Source organism: Gilliamella sp. wkB308 (genome assembly GCF_001690185.1).
GTDB classification, from domain to species: domain Bacteria; phylum Pseudomonadota; class Gammaproteobacteria; order Enterobacterales; family Orbaceae; genus Gilliamella; species Gilliamella apicola_I.
Genome location: NZ_LZGN01000034.1, coordinates 36,009 through 54,171, shown reverse-complemented (window position 1 = coordinate 54,171; position 18,163 = coordinate 36,009). Strand labels below are relative to the sequence as shown.

Sequence of the window (18,163 nt, the reverse complement as noted above, 5' to 3'; positions counted from 1 at the left end):
ATGGCTAAGCGAACAGACATCAACACTATTTTAATTATTGGCGCAGGCCCGATTGTTATTGGTCAAGCATGTGAGTTTGATTATTCAGGCGCACAAGCCTGCAAAGCACTACGTGAAGAAGGCTATCGGGTTATTTTAGTGAATTCTAATCCTGCTACCATTATGACCGATCCTGAACTGGCAGATGCAACTTACGTTGAACCGATTCATTGGACAACGGTGGGCAAAATTATTGAACAAGAAAAACCCGATGCAATTTTACCCACCATGGGCGGACAAACAGCGCTCAATTGTGCGTTAGAACTGGATAAAAGAGGCATTTTAAAACAATTTAATGTTGAGATGATCGGTGCCACCGCTGACGCCATTGATAAAGCCGAAGATCGCAAACGTTTTGATCAAGCCATGAAAAAAATTGGTCTAGATACAGCGCGTTCGGGGATTGCCCATTCACTGACAGAAGCTTACGCTGTACTCGAACAAGTGGGCTTTCCTTGCATTATTCGTCCTTCATTTACAATGGGCGGTACAGGGGGTGGAATTGCTTATAATACTCAAGAATTTGATGAAATTTGTACTCGAGGATTAGATTTATCACCAACGAAAGAACTACTCATTGATGAGTCATTGATCGGTTGGAAAGAGTATGAAATGGAAGTTGTGCGAGATAAAAATGATAACTGCATCATTGTCTGTTCAATTGAAAATGTTGATCCTATGGGCATTCATACCGGCGATTCCATTACTGTTGCCCCTGCTCAAACCTTAACCGACAAAGAGTATCAAATTATGCGTAATGCTTCGATAGCAGTACTACGTGAAATTGGGGTAGAAACGGGCGGTTCAAATGTTCAATTTTCGGTCGATCCCAAAACCGGACGTTTGATTGTCATTGAAATGAATCCACGAGTATCACGCTCATCCGCATTAGCGTCAAAAGCAACTGGTTTTCCTATCGCCAAAATCGCCGCCAAACTGGCAGTTGGCTATACCCTTGATGAACTTGCCAATGATATTACAGGCGGTAGAACACCGGCATCATTTGAACCTTCGATCGATTATGTCGTTACTAAAATTCCACGTTTTAACTTTGAAAAATTTGCCGGTTGTAATGATCGCTTAACCACGCAAATGAAATCAGTAGGCGAAGTGATGGCGATTGGGCGTACTTTTCAAGAATCATTACAAAAAGCACTGCGAGGACTTGAAGTCGGTGCGTGTGGTTTTGATCCGAAAATTGACAATTATAATGATGAAAAAAACCTCAATAAAATACGTTATGAACTACAAGAAGCCGGTTCTGAACGAATTTGGTATATTGCGGATGCTTTTCGTGCCGGTTTCAGTTTAGACGACGTCTTCACATTAACCAATATTGATCGCTGGTTTTTAGTGCAGATTGAAGAACTTATCAGCCTTGAAAACCAACTAAAATCGCAATCATTAGCTAGTCTCAATTCAGAATCATTATGGCAACTTAAGCGTAAAGGTTTTTCAGATTTACGAATCGCTAAACTGCTGAATGTCAAAGAACAAGATGTGCGTAATCTTCGAAACCAATACGATATTCATCCGGTTTATAAACGGGTTGATACTTGTGCAGCAGAATTCTCAACCGATACAGCTTATCTTTACTCAACCTATGAACAAGAGTGCGAAGCCAAACCACAATTCATTCGCCCTAAGATTATGATATTAGGCGGTGGACCGAATCGGATTGGGCAAGGTATTGAGTTTGATTACTGTTGCGTGCATGCAGCGCTGGCATTACGTGAAGATGGTTATGAAACCATTATGGTTAACTGTAATCCCGAAACGGTATCAACTGATTATGATATATCAGATCGACTCTATTTCGAGCCTGTTACATTGGAAGATGTGCTAGAAATTGCCTACGTTGAAAAGCCAAACGGTGTAATCGTCCAATACGGTGGACAAACACCACTTAAATTGGCTCGAGCACTGGAAGCAGCAGGATTACCAATAATTGGTACTTCACCTGATGCAATCGATCAGGCTGAAGATCGTCAACGCTTTCAAGCGATTGTTGAAAAACTAAAGTTGAAACAGCCGGTTAATGCTACCGTGACGGATATTGAAGAAGCCGTCATTAAAGCCGAACAGATTGGCTATCCATTAGTAGTCAGACCCTCTTACGTGCTTGGCGGTCGGGCAATGGAGATTGTTTATAATAAATCTGATTTAAGGCGATATTTTAAAACCGCTATCAGCGAATCTAACAACGCTCCTGTATTGCTTGATCACTTTCTAGATGACGCAATTGAAGTTGATATTGATGTGATTGCCGATGGCGAACAAATTATGATCGGCGGCATAATGGAGCATATTGAGCAAGCGGGTATTCACTCAGGCGATTCCGCTTGTTCATTACCCACTTATACATTAAGTCCAGAAATTTTAGACAAATTGCGCAAGCAAGCTAAACAATTAGCGTTAGAACTTAATGTTAAAGGTTTGATGAACGGTCAATTTGCGATTAAAAATAATGATATTTATCTGATCGAAATCAATCCTCGTGCAGCCCGAACAGTACCATTTGTATCGAAAGCTACCGGTTTGCCTTTAGCAAAAATCGCAGCTAGAGTAATGACAGGACAATCACTTGCGCAACAAAACATGACCTGTGAGCTTATTCCACCTTATTACTCAGTAAAAGAAGTGGTTTTACCATTTAATAAATTCAGTGGTGTTGACCCAATTTTAGGGCCAGAAATGCGATCCACTGGTGAAGTAATGGGAATCGGTAAAACCTTTGCCGAAGCTTTTGCTAAAGCACAGCTGGGTAGCTTATCGAATATGAAAAAATCGGGGAAAGCGCTTTTATCAGTTCGTGATCAGGACAAAACTCGCTTGTTAGCGATCGCTAAACGACTCATTGCGCATGGGTTTAGTATTGATGCGACTTTTGGCACCGCTAAGACATTACAACAAGCTGGCATACCATGCCAAATAGTCAAAAAAGAAAACGAAGGACGCCCGAATATTCATGACCATATCAAAAACGGTGAATATAGTTATATTCTTAATACCACTTCGGGACGCGCAGCCATTGAAGCATCGAAAATTCTGCGTCGTAGTGCAATACAGTACAAAGTTCACTATGATACAACGATGAACGCCGCTTACGCCACAACGGTTGCATTAGACTGCGATCCAGCACAATATGTTGTTTCATTGCAAACACTTTACGCATAAATATTGGGTAAAAAGTAAGCCTGTAAAATAGATAGTGGCTGACAGATGCGCAAAACAAGAACCTTAATACTATTAAAATATAGTATTAAGGATATTTTTAAAAGGTACTGTTAATTTAACCTTTCCACATAAACATGAACCATGATATTGATTAGACATTTTTTTCTCTTTCTTTCTTGAATAAAGTACAATTATTCTAATATGCAGTAAATAGTAGAATAGCTATTAATCAAAAAAATAAATTGATTTTTGTCTAAAAGAATTTAAGCAAAGGCGTACATTTTAGTAAAGAAAGTGTCTATTTATAGATAATATGTTCAAAAATGGGGCAGTTACGCCAAAAAGGTATTGCTTTATTATTTTAATCCTATAATATAGCGACCTCTTTGACGCGGGGTGGAGCAGCTTGGTAGCTCGTCGGGCTCATAACCCGAAGGTCGTTGGTTCAAATCCAGCCCCCGCAACCAATTCTTCCATACTTTCAGCTTTTCTATTAGTTACACATTATGCCGATTTAGGTACTGCAAGTAACGTTGATACTGCCTCACTGATTCTTCTGGCAATATAGCTATTATTCATTGTATATAGATGGATGCCATCAACATCTTGTGAAACAAGATCAACAATCTGATCTATAGCATAAGCAATTCCTGCATCACGGAATGCATCAGGATGATGTTCATATTTTTCCATCATCTGTTTAAACTTCTTAGGAAGATTAACCCCACACATCGATACCATGCGCTCTATTTGGTTTTTATTGGTCACCGGCATAATACCTGCTTCTATCGGTACGTTAATTCCCATATCATGTGCTTTATCTAAAAAAGTATAAAAATAGTCATTATCAAAAAAGAGTTGTGAAATAAGTTGATCCGTTCCAGCATTAACCTTTTCTTTTAAATGTATTAAATCTTGTTTTAGGGTTGAGGTTTCAAGATGCCCTTCCGGATAACAAGCGCCAATCACATTAAAATCCCCATTTTCTTTTATGAACGACACTAATTCACTGGCAAAACGAAAATCATTTTTGGGTTGTACATTCGGACTAATATCACCACGCAACGCTAAGACGTTATCAATACCAGCACATTTAAGATCATGAAGAATTTTTTGCATTTCTGCTTTATCAAAATTAATACCGGGTAAATGAGCGACACTTTCAATACCATAAGTGTGTTTGACCGAGTGGGCAATATCAATAGTGGTTTGGCCATTCAAACTGCCACCAGCCCCATAAGTTACACTGATAAAATCAGGCTTAAAATAGCCAAGTTCGCGTAATGTGCTATAGATAGTCTCTAAAGGCGACGTTTTTTTAGGTGGAAACACTTCAAAAGAGAACACCGTTTTTTTATTAAAAAGTAAATTTGTTTTCATTTGTTTCATCCATTCGTGTGCCAACGATTGTCCTTACTGACATTTCCGCCGCCCAAAATTGGCGGCGGAATAATAAGGCTTATCAACGTTATTTAGCGTTGAAAAAAACTTATCAATTAAGTGTTTTTCTGACTTCTAACGTCGCTTGAACTAAATGTTCTAAGCTTTCAACAACTTCTTTTTCGCCACGCGTTTTTAAACCACAATCTGGATTAATCCATAATTTTTGCTTTTCAATTTTAGCCAGTAACTTCTCAATGGTTGCTTTAATTTCGGCAATCGGTGGGACACGAGGTGAATGAATATCGTAAACACCTGGCCCAACTTCTGTTTTAAAGTGATTAGCTTTAAGTACGTCAATCAATTGCAGATTTGAACGAGAAGCTTCAAACGAAATCACATCAGCATCCATGGCATCGATATCTTTGATGATGTCCGCAAATTCGCTGTAACACATATGTGTATGAATTTGTGTATCAGCTTGTACTTTGCTGTGTACTAATCTAAATGCTGGGATAGCCCAATCTAAATATTCACTATTCCAATCCGCTTTACGTAGTGGTAATTTCTCTTTTAACGCCGCCTCATCAATTTGGATGACTTTGATACCCGCCGCTTCAAGATCTAACACTTCATCACTGATTGCTAAACCAATTTGGAAGACCGATTCTTTTTGTGAAATATCTTCACGAGGGAACGACCAGTTCAGGATCGTGACTGGGCCAGTTAACATGCCTTTAACGGGTTTATCTGTTAGGCTTTGTGCGTACTGTGAATACTCAACGGTAATGGGTTTAGAGCGTGAAATATCCCCCCATACAATAGGCGGCTTAACACAACGAGTACCGTATGATTGCACCCATGCTTTTTCAGTAAAGACAAAACCATTTAAGCTTTCGCCAAAATACTCGACCATGTCATTACGTTCAAATTCACCATGAACTAACACATCAATACCAATCTTTTCTTGAAGCTTAATGCATTCTGCAATTTTTTGCTTATTAAACTCGGTATATTCATTCAAACAAATTTCACCTTTCTTGAATTTTGCACGATTTAAACGTACATCAGGTGTTTGTGGAAATGAACCAATCGTTGTTGTTGGTAGAAGTGGCAAATTGAAGGCTTTTTTCTGTGCTGCTTCACGGACTGAAAATTCCGGTACACGGGTAAAATCGGATTCTTTTAATGCAGCGACTTTCTGACGTACTGCTTGATTGGCGCCTTCACGTTCACGTGTAAATAACGTTTGATTAGCTTTAAACGCTGCATGATTTTCAGGTTGAGACTCGTTAACTAATAGCCCCAGTTCAGCAAGTTCTTGAAGTTTTTCTTGGGCAAAAGCAAAATAAGCACGTTGTTGAATCGTTAACTTGGTTTCATTTTGCAATGTGTAAGGTACATGAAGTAAAGAACATGACGTATTGATCACCACTTTACTCGCTTTTTGTTTAATTTTAGTCACTAATGCCAATGTTTTTTGATAATTATTTTTCCAAATGTTTTTACCATTAACTACACCAGCAAATAACACTTTATCAGATGGAAATCCATGATTTTCAAGTAATGCTAATGATTGCTTGCCTTCAACAAAATCCAGTCCAATACCATCAAATGGTAGCGCCACTAATTCTTTGTAGCAATCACGAACATCACCAAAATAGGTTTGTAACACGACTTTAGTTGTCCCTTTAACCGATAAGATCGCCTGATAAAGTTCAGTAAATAAAGCAATATCATCTTTATTTAAATCAGTCACCAAAATTGGTTCATCAATTTGAATCCACTGTGCACCAAGTGTCGTAAATTTTTGAATGATGTCTTGATAAGCTTTAATAATATCAGCTTTAAAATCAACCAGTTTTTTATTTCCTAAATACTGTGCAAGTTTGAAAAACGTTAACGCACCAATAACAACTGGTTTAGTTTGTATACCAAGTGCTTTCGCTTCTTGATATTCATCAAAAGGCTTTGTGCCAGCTAATTTAATCTGTACTGAATCTTCAATTTCAGGCACTAAGTAGTGATAGTTGGTGTTAAACCACTTTTTCATTGCCAATGCACGAACATCACCTTTTTCACCTTGATAACCCCGTGCCATTGCAAAATAACGATCCAATTCCGGTAAACTTAAATCTTGGTAACGTTTTGGAATAACATTGAGTAAACAAGCGGTATCTAATACTGCATCATAAAACGAAAAATCATTTGAGGAGATAAAAGCAATGTTATGTGATGCTTGTTGTTGCAAATGCTCAGCACGTAATGCTTTTGCTTCATTTAATAATTCAGTCTGGCTTTTATTGCCTTTAAAATAAGCTTCGGTAGCAAATTTAAGTTCACGAAGCTTACCAACACGAGGATATCCAATTACAGCAGTATTCATTTTTTGTTTTCCTTTCATCACATTTCTTAAGTAGCAAAAAAGATAACAAAAAAAATTGTTATTGAATAATTCTAGTTTTTTATTGATTGATATAGTTTTTTTCTATATCAAAACATCAAAAAAAATCCCTCTAACGTTATATTGCTAGAAGGATTTTTAGTTAATTTTTTAGGAAAATTGATTATTTACGCCATTCACCACGAATAGGTCTTGAAAAATAAGCAAGTACGGCAATCATACAAATTTCAATCGACACACCCCAGTAGATATGTCCTAAAAATTCACTCCAAAGTTCATAACCATTTAAATTCCATAGCCAACCCACTGTACCCTCAGGATCGTAAGCAGGATGACGGAAACCAAGTAGTGGAATTAAAAAGCCATGCATGGTGACAGTAATGATAATGCCGTAAAATGCACCATACCATAATCGGATTTTATTCCAAAAATAGGCAATAAACACATAGACAAAAGCAAAAGCAAAACTAAATAGCCAGTGATAAAGCGTTACTGCACCTGAAACGATAGCCGTTTGATAAGCATAATCAAGCGAGTGAGAATTAATACCTAACCAACCGAGCCATGCATCAATATGTGCTGCAGGAGGAGAAACTTCACCGGGTACACGTGGAGGCATATTGACTTCTGAACCCCATTTAACTAACGCACTAATGAATCCACCAATCAGAGTTGTCCAAATAATAATTTGACGATTTGTTTTATTTCCAAACATGTTAAATGTCCTTAATTATTGTTAATAATTTTTGGAAATTATATTGCATAATAATTAGGGTTAAAAGAGGGGGCGATAAGATTAATATACAAGAAAATCTATTATAGTAATTGGTAAAATTTGAATTAAAATCGATTTACAAAAGAAAAACATTCAATTTATTCATATTTCATCGAAAATGAATTGATATTTTGCTATTTTATCGAGATAAAAGTTAGACACTTAGATAATAAATAAACACCAATTTTCTCACAAAACACGATTAAACTGTATTTATTTACAGTATTTTTGTTGCTATACTGCTCACATTTTCACTAGCATTACTGATTAATTTTTTATGATAACTCAACTTACTATTAATAATTTTGCTATCGTCGATCACCTATTAGTTGACTTTACAACGGGGATGACTGCTATAACCGGTGAAACCGGTGCAGGAAAATCGATCGCTATCGATGCTTTAGGGCTCTGTTTAGGTAATCGTTCCGATGCTTCATCTATCCGGTTAGGTGCTGAACGTGTTGATATTTCAGCCTGCTTTGTGCTTGATGATACACCTGCCGCTTTTGCTTGGCTAACTGAAAATCAGCTAGACGAAGGTAATGAATGTATATTACGACGAGTTATCAACCAAGATGGACGTTCAAAAGCCTTTATTAATGGTCGTGCTGTGCCCATATCCCAACTCAAAGATTTAGGACAGATGTTAATCCAAATTCATGGACAACATGAACCCCAACGTCTTTTACGAGGTGAATATCAGCAGTTATTACTTAATCATTATATGAATGAGCCATCATTGCTCAATCAAATGCAGCAAGCTTATAAGCAATGGAAAGTAGCACGCCAGACTTATGAGCAATATCAAGCTTCACGGCAAGAACGAGAAGCACATATTCAGTTATTACAATATCAACTTAAAGAACTTAATGAGTTTTCGCCTATTGAAGGGGAATACCAACAAATTGATGAAGAGTACAAACGTTTATCAAATAGTGAACAGTTAATTCAGCTTAGCCAACAATCAGTGATGCTTTTAGATGAAGCTGATGAATACAATGTCAGTAATCTACTTGGTAGTGTTAAAAACAGTGTGCAGGAGTTATGCGAACTTGATCCAAATTTAAGTAACGTGTTTAACATGCTGGAAGAAGCCGCTATCCAGATCAAAGAAGCCAGTTATGAACTGCGCCATTACAGCGAAAGTTTAGAACTCGATCCAGCGCGTGTCATGCAACTTGAACAACGGCTATCAAAGCAAATAGCGCTTGCTCGTAAACACCATGTTGCACCAGAGGCACTTCCTGAATTGCATCAGAATTTGCTTACCGAATTCAAACAGATTAATCAACAAGATGAACAAAGTGAACAGTTAAAAGCGGATATCACCAAATATCATCAATTTGCACTTGAACTTGCCAAAAAATTACATCAAAAACGCTTAACCAGCAGTAAAGCATTAGCTAAAAAAGTCACCGCTATTATGCATGAATTATCCATGCCTAATGGACAATTTAGTATCGATATAACCTTTGATGAAACACGTTTAAATGAAGACGGTGCCGACCAAGTTACTTTTTTAGTTACGACCAATGTCGGACAGCATGCCTTGCCCCTTGCCAAAGTGGCATCGGGCGGTGAATTATCACGTATTGCCCTAGCCATACAGGTTTTGACGGCTCAAAAAATGGATACACCGGCATTGATTTTTGATGAAATCGATGTGGGCATTAGCGGCCCTACTGCTTCTAAAGTTGGGCAATTATTAAGACAGCTTGGACAATCTACCCAAGTTATTACCGTCACTCATTTGCCACAAGTTGCGGGACAAGCTAATCAACACTACTTTGTCAGTAAGCAAACTAACAGCAAACAGACATCAACTGATATGCAAAAATTAGACAATAATGGACGTTTAAATGAATTAGCCCGACTTTTAGGCGGTGATAAAATTACTGATGCAACATTAGCCAATGCGAAAGAGTTACTTATTATCTAAATGAATTGTGGTAATATAGTGCTTTTGGTTTAAAGGTGAAGGAAACTTGATCATGAATCTTTCTGGTAAACATATTTTATTAGGAATTACAGGAGGCATAGCTGCTTATAAATGCCCGGATCTTGTTCGCCATTTAAAAAAAGCGGGAGCTGACGTAAGAGTAATCGTCACTGACTCGGCTAGCCATTTTGTCACAACTATGACGTTACAAGCCGTTTCAGGCAATCCTGTTTCAACTGATTTATTTGATCCTTCTGCTGAACTCTCTATGAGCCATATTGAACTGGCAAAATGGGCGGATTTAGTGTTAATCGCCCCTGCAACAGCTAACATTATTGCTAAAATAGCCAATGGCATTGCCGATAATCTGTTATCAACGGTTTGTTTAGCAACATCAGCAAATATTGCGTTAGCACCAGCCATGAATCAACAGATGTACAAAGCAGCTGCAACCCAACATAATCTATCTGTACTGAGTAACCGAAATACATTCATTTTAGGCCCTGACGATGGTTTTCAAGCTTGCGGTGATTACGGCCCAGGGCGAATGGTTGAACCTCAAGCAATTGTCGAACAAATTGAACGTTGTTTTTCAACTTCATCAGCATTATCAGGCATATCGCTAACCATCACGGCTGGTCCAACGATAGAAGAGTTAGATCCTGTCCGATATATAAGTAACTATAGTTCAGGAAAGATGGGGTTTGCTATTGCTAAAGTTGCCGCTGAAATGGGTGCAAAGGTAACCCTAATAAGTGGTCCGGTAAATTTAGATACGCCTAAAAATGTGAATCGAATTGATGTAAAAAGTGCCAATGAGATGTATAACGAAGCGTTAAAATTCGCTAAACAATCATCTATTTTTATTGGGTGTGCCGCCGTTGCCGACTATCGAGCTGAAACTATCGCCGAAAATAAAATTAAAAAGACAGATAATAGTAATGAATTAATTATTAAGTTAGTCAAAAATCCTGACATTATTGCGCATATTGCAGCGTTAAAAGAACAGCGCCCTTTTGTGGTTGGTTTTGCGGCTGAAACCGAAAATGTTAAAAATTATGCCTTAAAAAAATTAACGGCTAAAAACCTAGATTTAATTTGCGCTAATGATGTTTCTGATAAAAAAATTGGCTTTAATTCTGAGCAAAATGCATTAACACTTTATTGGCAAAATGGTGAACAGACATTACCATTAAGCAGTAAACAACAATTAGCAACACAGTTACTTGAAGTTGTTATAACACGATATAAAGCGAGTCATGATGAAAAGAAAAATTGATATTAAAATATTAGATAAACGTTTAGGTAATGATTTTCCGCTTCCAACCTATGCAACCGAAGGATCGGCTGGCATTGATCTACGAGCAATGTTTGATAAAACAACTGAGATAAAACCCGGGGAAACCATTTTAACGCCAACAGGTTTATCCATGCATATAGCAGATCCTACTTTAGCGGCATTAGTTTTACCACGGTCAGGATTGGGATCTAAAAATGGAATTGTACTTGGTAATTTAGTAGGTCTTATTGATTCGGATTATCAAGGTCAGTTATTTGTACCGGTATGGAACCGTAGTCAAACTCCATTTGTAATTGAAGCAGGTGATCGTATTGCTCAGTTAATTATTGTTCCTGTCATACAAGCAGAATTTAATATTGTTGATGAATTTACAGCGTCAGCACGCGGCGAAGGTGGATTTGGGCATTCGGGTAAAAAATGATTGTGAGCAGCAAAAATAAAAATAGGAAAGAAGATATACTGCAAGCTTTAGCCACCATGCTTGAATCTAATGAAGGTACCCAACGCATTACCACAGCAAAATTAGCGGCAAGTGTTGGTGTATCAGAAGCGGCACTTTATCGACATTTTCCGAGTAAAACTAAAATGTTTGAAAGTTTAATTGTCTACATTGAAGATATTTTACTTTCTCGCATTAATGTCATTATGCAAGATGAGCTAAATACCTTTGTTCGTTTACAGTTAATTCTTGCATTAATATTGGGTTTTTCTGAAAAAAATCCCGGATTAACCAGAATTATGACTGGTCATGCCTTAATGTTTGAACAAGAGCAGCTTCAAGAACGTATTAGCCAACTGTTTGAACGAATTGAAACCCAAATTAAGCAAGTATTACGTGAACGAAAAATTCGTGAAGGCGTTGCATTTACCACCGATGAGCGAATTTTATCCAGTCAATTATTAGCTTTTTGTGAAGGAATGATGGTTCGCTATTCTCGTTCTGGCTTTAAATATTTACCAACCACCAATTTTGATACACGTTGGGCGTTATTAGCGAAACAATTAATTTAAACATATAAAATAATCTTTAACTAACTGCTCTATAATCTTTATTGAGGATAATATATGGATTTTGAAAATATTTTAAAGCAGATAGTCTCACTTATTGATAAATATGACGGTGTAGTACTTGGTTATATTCTTCATTTCTGCTTTGCTATTATCATCTTTATCATTGGTCGAATCATTGCCAAGTTCATTAGCCGTCAGCTAAAACGCATATTAACCATTCGCCAAGTTGATCCAACAGTTGTAAAGTTTGTTAGTGCTTTGGCTTATTATGCCATTATCATAATGACATTAGTTGCCGTATTAGGGCAATTAGGTGTTCAAACGGCATCAATTGTTGCTGTCATTGGTGCTGCTGGTTTAGCGGTCGGTTTAGCACTGCAAGGATCGTTATCGAATTTCGCTGCTGGGGTGATTTTAATCATTTTCCGTCCATTTAAAGTCGGCGAAACGGTGGTGATTAATAATCAAAGAGGTGTGATTGATTCAATTCAAATTTTCTCGACCTCAATTGTCACACCGACTAATGAAATGGTTGTCATCCCGAATGGACAAGTGGTGAGTGCCAATATTATAAATTATAGCCGTCTACCCGAAAGACGTTTAGATCTAGTGATTAATGTTGGTTATAACTCCGATATCCAAAAAGTTTATCAAGTACTTAATCAAGCGGTCAATCAAACCAGCAATATATTAACCACTAAAAAACCAACTATTCGTTTAGATGTACTTGATGCATCATCAATGAATTTTAACGTTTTAGTATGGACTTTAAACGAAAATTATGGCGCATTGAAAGCTGAATTACTCGAAAATATTAAAAACGCATTAACTGAAAATAATATTAATATTCCTTATCCAACAATGGATGTGAATGTCACCACCAACCACTAATGGGTTAGTTCTTCCGTCGATCAATGTCGACGGAAATTGAAACCACCTCTTTTTCATATAAGATATCTTGATTCATATTTAAGGCTGGTTTTTCACAGTCAGGGCATCCAACCACTTTCGCTGGCACACCGGCAACAGTTGTATGCTCAGGAACAGGCTCTAACACGACCGAACCAGCACCAATTTTTGCCCCTTTTCCGATTTCAATATTGCCTAATATCGTAGAGTGAGCGCCTATCATTACCCCTTCACGAATTTTAGGATGCCGATCACCGTTTTCTTTACCTGTACCACCTAAGGTCACTGATTGCAAAATCGATACATCATTTTCAATAACAACTGTTTCACCAATTACAATACCGGTTGCATGGTCAAACATTACACCGCAGCCAATTTGCGCCGCTGGATGAATATCAACACCAAAAACAATGGCGATTTGACTTTGTAAAAAAATAGCTAGCGATTTACGATTTTGTTTCCAAAGCCAATGGGCAATTCGATAAGCCTGTAACGATAAAAAACCTTTGTAATAAAGTAAAGGGGTCGAATAGTAGTTAGTTGCTGGATCGCGTACATAAACAGCTAAGATATCCGTCACTGCTGATTGAATAATCGTGGTATCTGCCTCATAAGCTTGTCGTGCAATTTCACGAATTTCAATTGCCGGCATTACTTGGGTAACGAGTTTATTCGCTAAAATATAACTTAATGCACTACCCAAGTTTTTATGATTGAGTAAAGTTGCATGGAAATAACTTGCTAACATTGGCTCACTTTCAACTAATTGGGAAGCTTCTTGCCGAATGGTATGCCACAACCTATCTGCTTCAACCACTTTTTTCGTAATGTTCACAACGACGACCTATAAATATTAATCACAATAGTCAACATTGTTTCGCAAACTTATCAAGTAAGCAAGTATTGTATTTTATTATCATCATTTAAATAGCAAAATGGAAACAATCTGCTTCCATTTTTTGACGATTTTTACGATGATAATGAAGATTCTAGCTTAGCTTTTTTTCATCACACAAGGTAAATATAGCAATGACCAAAATGAAGAGAACAATACCGGCAAGGGTATAAAATGTAGTTGAATATCCGGTAGTATCAAATAATTTTCCGACTAACCATGAAAGCACAATAACCCCAATATTTGATGAGATATTAAAACCAACTAAATATAATGTCGAAGATAATCTTTCATCAAAATTCGCAACAACATATTTAAATACAGCTAAAATAAATAACGGGGTTTCAATAGCATGAAAAAGTTTCACTAATGAAATCAAATACACATTATCTAATGTTGCTGATAATGCAATTCGACAAATCATCACTAATGCCGCCACTAACAACGCTTTTTTAGCGCCAATTTTATAAATTAAGTATGGGGCTAAAATCATACAGATAGCTTCTAAAAAAACTTGGAAGGAGTTCAAATAACCATATACTTTGTAACCCCATTCTTGTTGAGTAAAAAAGGTGGTATAGAAATTAGGAAATAATTGCTGATCGTAAATGGTATAAAAACTATTGGTTCCAATAATAAAAAAAACAAATAACCAAAACTTTTTCATGCCAAATAAGGACACTATTTCACTCATCGTTGGAATAGTTGATGTTTTTTCAGCAACAAGATTGTTATCACTTCCTGATGAGGATTCCGAATAATGTTTAGGTTTAAATACGATATTAATAGTAAAAAAGATTGCGGCAACAGCCGATGCCATCCAAAAGTTAATATGTGGGTTTATACCAAATAAAATACCGGCAAAAAAGGTTGCTGCAGCATAACCAAATGATCCCCAAAAACGCGCTGGACCAAATTCAAAACCAAATAATCGACTAATCCGCTCAATAAAAGAATCAACTAAAGCACATCCAGAGATAAACCCAGCGCTTAATACCGGCGCACCAATGCAAGCACCAAGAATAAAATCGTGTTTTAATAAGGGTTCATAGACATAAATCATAAATGGGCCAATCAGCAACATCATAATACTTTGAAACGTAATAACTGCTTTACCGATTTGCAATTTATCTTGAATAATGCCATAAAAGATCATAAAAAACATTGCGGCGGCAGAGTTGGCTGCGTAAACAATTCCTAACTGCTCGCCCGATAATCCAATTGTACTTTTTAGCCATATGGCGTAAAAAGACCACCAAAGAGACCATGCTGCATAAAAGGTTATAAGATAACCTGATGAGAACCAATAATTTTTATTTTCTACCGTTTCTATCGTTTTCATATTTTAGTACTCTTATATTATGGAAGTTTAACGTTAACATGTTAATGTTAACATTATTGTCATAAATGAAACTAAATAGATAGAATCAGATATCATAAATGTTACATTCCTCACACTTTTTATCATTTTTATTTGTGGTATCATCACATTAAGTAATTACTAATTATTAACCTTTTAATGCTGAGCAAAAGGATTTAACTATGGCTTCACTTAAGGATGTCGCAAAGTTAGCATCGGTTTCTTTGATGACTGTTTCGCGTGCAATCAATAATCCTGAAAAATTAAATAAAGAAACGTATAAACGGGTAAAAGAAGCAATTGAACAACTCAATTATGTTCCCGATTTATCGGCACGAAAAATACGTGGTGATCATTCTGGCCCACATGCTATCGGTGTCTTAGCACTAGAAACCGCCACGACACCGTTTTCAGTTGAACTGCTACAAGCTATTGAACGAACAGCCCAACAACATGGCTGGAATACGTTTATTGTCAATTTATTTGACGATAAAGACGCAAATCATGCCATTAACACATTATTGTCTTATCGCCCTAATGGCATTATTTACACCACCATGGGACTAAGAAAAGTTGAACTTCCTGAAAGATTACTTGGTAAAAATGTGGTGCTCGCCAACTGTATTAGTGATTCTGAACAGTTAGCTTGTTATATTCCTGATGACTACTCGGGTCAGTACCAAGCAATGCAGCAAGTCATTAATAAAGGTTATCAAAAACCGCTTTGTATCTATTTATCCGAACATACTTTAGCCGGTAGCATTAGACGTCAAGCAGCAGAACAAGCTTGGCTTGATGCAGGTAAAAATTTAGATGACCTAATTAGTTATCATACATCCACATCTCAAGGTAATCTTGCACAAGAATATATGATGACAGTTGAAATATTAAAACAACACTGTGCTAAAAAACCTGAATTTGATGTATTAATTTGTGGTAATGATCGGATCGCTTTTGTGGCTTATCAATATTTATTAAGTAATGGTTTCCATATACCTAACGATATTGCTGTTTTAGGCTATGATAATATGGTAGGTACCGGCGAGCTTTTTTATCCCCCTTTAACGACGGTACAGCTTCCCCATTATGAAATAGGCGAACAAGCAGCTTTACATATCATTACAGGTCAAACCCAAAAAACGGTAACACAAGTTGCATCAGCATTTTTACAACGCCAATCTTTATAGACATAGTGACAAACCCACCAGATATAATGGTGGGTTAATGACTCATTATTGATAGATTGATTTTAATTGCCAGCTTTCTAATTTAATTATTTTAGCCTGCCCATTTTCTGCAAATAAATTCACCTTTCTTGTCGCAGGTAATTTAGGGTAAATTCGACTAGACAAGCTATATAAATCATTATTCACAAAAACTTCTACTGATGATGCATCAACATAAATATGTAAGCTTAACTTATCGGTTTTTGGTAACGGCACACTACGGTAACCTTTAAGCTCTAAACCCGAAAGACTTCTATCAAGTACAATACGATTAGATTGTAAATCAATAAATAACAATGTCGCTTGTTTACCATCTTCAGTTGCTGCCAGTTGCAAGCCAAAACGTTCTGCATTACTTTCAGTAAGATCAATTTCGACGTTAAGTTCACAACTAATTGATTCAATCGACGTATTTTTTAATTCACTACTCAGCAAAATATTGGTTAATGATTGAGGTTTTTCACGTAATACTTCAAGTTCTTTAATCGGTCGGTTACGAACATTATTGTCTGCATCTAGGATCAATTCACGGGGTAAAGTAAATGCTCCCATCCATTTATCTTTTTTACTTGGCATGACTGATTCCCACATATCCATCCAAGCAAAAATAATTCGGCGTCCATCTGCTGCAAGAAACGATTGAGGGGCATAAAAATCATGACCAAAATCCATTTCTTGAAAAGGTTTAATAACCGAAAATTGCTGTCCTGGTTGCCAATCACCAACAATATAACCTGATTGGAACCGATTACGATATTGGTAACCTTTAGCTTTCATACCTTGCGGAGAAAACATTAAAATCCATTTGTCACCTAATGGAAAAAAATCAGGGCATTCGAGCATATAAACATCAGGATCAATATCACTAATCACAACATGATCAAATTGCCATTTTTTAAGATCGTGTGAGCGAAACAGTAAAACTTTGCCCACATCGTTGCGATCTCGCTGACCGACAACCATCCACCATATCCCATCTTGTTGCCAAACTTTAGGATCACGAAAATGCATGATGCCATCTTCGGGCGTTAAAATCGTTCCCTGTTTTTCAAAATGGATACCATCTTTACTAATAGCAAGGCATTGGGTTTGCCGAATTTGCTCATCGTTCCCTTGACCATTTAACCAAATATGACCCGTATAAATTAAGCATAATTCACCATCTTTTTCGACTGCTGAACCAGAAAAACAGCCACTTTTATCAAACTCTTGATCGGGTGCAATGGCTATAGGTAATCTTCGCCATGTCACTAAGTTATCACTAACAGCGTGTCCCCAATGCATCGGTCCCCAGTTTTCATCATAAGGATGATGTTGATAAAAGGCATGATACCGCCCTTTAAAGTAAATCAAACCATTTGGATCGTTCATCCATCCCGATTGTGGTGCTAAATGAAAATGTGGGTAATACTGTTTATTCATGGTCGTTTCTAATTGCAAAACAGCTTGATTTGCTTTATCAATAGCAGTAGACATAAAATCCCCTTTGTTCACCCAATATCAGATTTATCTGATTATATGGTATATTAATTTAATTGTTAACGTTAACTATAGATAAATTAAGCGATAAAATATGTGATGAAAGTCACACATTTTTAACGTTAACAATGAATTTTTTTTGAAATGATTTAGTCTATGGCGAATGACTAATTATTAAACTTGGTTTAATCTGTGTGCAAAAGACGATATCAATTAAAATATCGTCAACTTATTCACACACCTTAAACCCTATTAACCAAATATTATAT

At 36.8% G+C, this 18,163-nt stretch carries 13 protein-coding genes and 1 tRNA gene; 8 read left to right on the top strand and 6 right to left on the bottom strand.

Annotation, left to right across the window (positions count from 1 at the left end; genetic code table 11):
• Positions 1–3,216: a carbamoyl-phosphate synthase large subunit gene (carB, locus tag A9G10_RS04860; RefSeq protein WP_065558489.1), complete on the top strand. Its 3,216-nt coding sequence runs from the start codon at positions 1–3 to the stop codon at positions 3,214–3,216.
• Positions 3,217–3,606: 390 nt separating this feature from the next.
• Positions 3,607–3,683, top strand: a tRNA-Met gene (locus A9G10_RS04855).
• 37 nt (positions 3,684–3,720) lie between these two features.
• On the opposite strand, the gene metF is transcribed toward A9G10_RS04855, so the two are convergent.
• The 3 genes from metF to A9G10_RS04840 all read right to left on the bottom strand — a co-directional run bounded on the left by metF (position 3,721) and on the right by A9G10_RS04840 (position 7,715).
• Entirely contained in the window at positions 3,721–4,596 is an 876-nt protein-coding gene (gene metF, locus A9G10_RS04850) for a methylenetetrahydrofolate reductase [NAD(P)H] (RefSeq protein ID WP_065558488.1), read from the bottom strand.
• 112 nt (positions 4,597–4,708) lie between these two features.
• Positions 4,709–6,982: a 5-methyltetrahydropteroyltriglutamate--homocysteine S-methyltransferase gene (gene metE, locus A9G10_RS04845; protein WP_065558487.1), complete on the bottom strand. Its 2,274-nt coding sequence runs from the start codon at positions 6,980–6,982 to the stop codon at positions 4,709–4,711.
• A gap of 181 nt (positions 6,983–7,163) precedes the next feature.
• A complete protein-coding gene (locus A9G10_RS04840) occupies positions 7,164–7,715 on the bottom strand; it encodes a YagU family protein (RefSeq protein WP_065558486.1) in 552 nt (183 codons plus the stop codon).
• Positions 7,716–8,052: 337 nt separating this feature from the next.
• On the opposite strand from A9G10_RS04840, the gene recN reads away from it, so the two are divergent.
• From recN to A9G10_RS04815, 5 genes are read left to right on the top strand one after another with little or no spacing between them, the layout of a single operon-like run.
• Positions 8,053–9,714, top strand: coding sequence for a DNA repair protein RecN (gene recN, locus A9G10_RS04835; RefSeq protein ID WP_065558485.1), 1,662 nt, complete (start codon positions 8,053–8,055; stop codon positions 9,712–9,714).
• A gap of 49 nt (positions 9,715–9,763) precedes the next feature.
• Entirely contained in the window at positions 9,764–10,993 is a 1,230-nt protein-coding gene (gene coaBC / locus A9G10_RS04830; RefSeq protein ID WP_065558682.1) for a bifunctional phosphopantothenoylcysteine decarboxylase/phosphopantothenate--cysteine ligase CoaBC, read from the top strand.
• Positions 10,977–11,435, top strand: a complete 459-nt coding sequence (gene dut, locus A9G10_RS04825) for a dUTP diphosphatase (RefSeq protein WP_065558484.1) — start codon at positions 10,977–10,979, stop codon at positions 11,433–11,435. The genes coaBC and dut overlap by 17 nt, the downstream gene beginning before the upstream one ends.
• Entirely contained in the window at positions 11,432–12,025 is a 594-nt protein-coding gene (gene slmA / locus A9G10_RS04820) for a nucleoid occlusion factor SlmA (protein WP_065558483.1), read from the top strand. Before dut ends, slmA begins: the two co-directional genes overlap by 4 nt.
• Positions 12,026–12,079: 54 nt before the next feature.
• A complete protein-coding gene (locus A9G10_RS04815) occupies positions 12,080–12,916 on the top strand; it encodes a mechanosensitive ion channel domain-containing protein (protein ID WP_065558482.1) in 837 nt (278 codons plus the stop codon).
• A 4-nt stretch (positions 12,917–12,920) separates the two neighbouring features.
• Here the strand turns inward: A9G10_RS04815 and cysE are convergent, their stop codons facing one another.
• Together cysE and A9G10_RS04805 are read right to left on the bottom strand one after the other, a co-directional pair.
• Positions 12,921–13,751, bottom strand: a complete 831-nt coding sequence (gene cysE, locus A9G10_RS04810; RefSeq protein WP_081299088.1) for a serine O-acetyltransferase — start codon at positions 13,749–13,751, stop codon at positions 12,921–12,923.
• Between the two features lie 172 nt (positions 13,752–13,923).
• Positions 13,924–15,171, bottom strand: coding sequence for an oligosaccharide MFS transporter (locus A9G10_RS04805; protein WP_065558481.1), 1,248 nt, complete (start codon positions 15,169–15,171; stop codon positions 13,924–13,926).
• A gap of 200 nt (positions 15,172–15,371) precedes the next feature.
• On the opposite strand from A9G10_RS04805, the gene A9G10_RS04800 reads away from it, so the two are divergent.
• Positions 15,372–16,376, top strand: a complete 1,005-nt coding sequence (locus tag A9G10_RS04800; protein ID WP_065558480.1) for a LacI family DNA-binding transcriptional regulator — start codon at positions 15,372–15,374, stop codon at positions 16,374–16,376.
• A 45-nt stretch (positions 16,377–16,421) separates the two neighbouring features.
• On the opposite strand, the gene A9G10_RS04795 is transcribed toward A9G10_RS04800, so the two are convergent.
• Positions 16,422–17,891 carry a glycoside hydrolase family 32 protein gene (locus A9G10_RS04795; RefSeq protein WP_065558479.1) on the bottom strand — a complete coding sequence of 490 codons (1,470 nt, stop codon included), beginning with the start codon at positions 17,889–17,891 and terminating at the stop codon, positions 16,422–16,424.
• Positions 17,892–18,163 lie beyond the last annotated feature (272 nt).

Bases quoted from the DNA above. Each gene is read 5' to 3' on its own strand.
- A9G10_RS04795 (WP_065558479.1), bottom strand. From the start codon at position 17,891: ATGTCTACTGCTATTGATAAAGCAAATCAAGCTGTTTTGCAATTAGAA.
- A9G10_RS04815 (WP_065558482.1), top strand. From the start codon at position 12,080: ATGGATTTTGAAAATATTTTAAAGCAGATAGTCTCACTTATTGATAAA.
- carB (WP_065558489.1), top strand. From the start codon at position 1: ATGGCTAAGCGAACAGACATCAACACTATTTTAATTATTGGCGCAGGC.
- A9G10_RS04840 (WP_065558486.1), bottom strand. From the start codon at position 7,715: ATGTTTGGAAATAAAACAAATCGTCAAATTATTATTTGGACAACTCTG.
- slmA (WP_065558483.1), top strand. From the start codon at position 11,432: ATGATTGTGAGCAGCAAAAATAAAAATAGGAAAGAAGATATACTGCAA.
- recN (WP_065558485.1), top strand. From the start codon at position 8,053: ATGATAACTCAACTTACTATTAATAATTTTGCTATCGTCGATCACCTA.
- dut (WP_065558484.1), top strand. From the start codon at position 10,977: ATGAAAAGAAAAATTGATATTAAAATATTAGATAAACGTTTAGGTAAT.
- metE (WP_065558487.1), bottom strand. From the start codon at position 6,982: ATGAATACTGCTGTAATTGGATATCCTCGTGTTGGTAAGCTTCGTGAA.
- metF (WP_065558488.1), bottom strand. From the start codon at position 4,596: ATGAAAACAAATTTACTTTTTAATAAAAAAACGGTGTTCTCTTTTGAA.
- A9G10_RS04805 (WP_065558481.1), bottom strand. From the start codon at position 15,171: ATGAAAACGATAGAAACGGTAGAAAATAAAAATTATTGGTTCTCATCA.
- A9G10_RS04800 (WP_065558480.1), top strand. From the start codon at position 15,372: ATGGCTTCACTTAAGGATGTCGCAAAGTTAGCATCGGTTTCTTTGATG.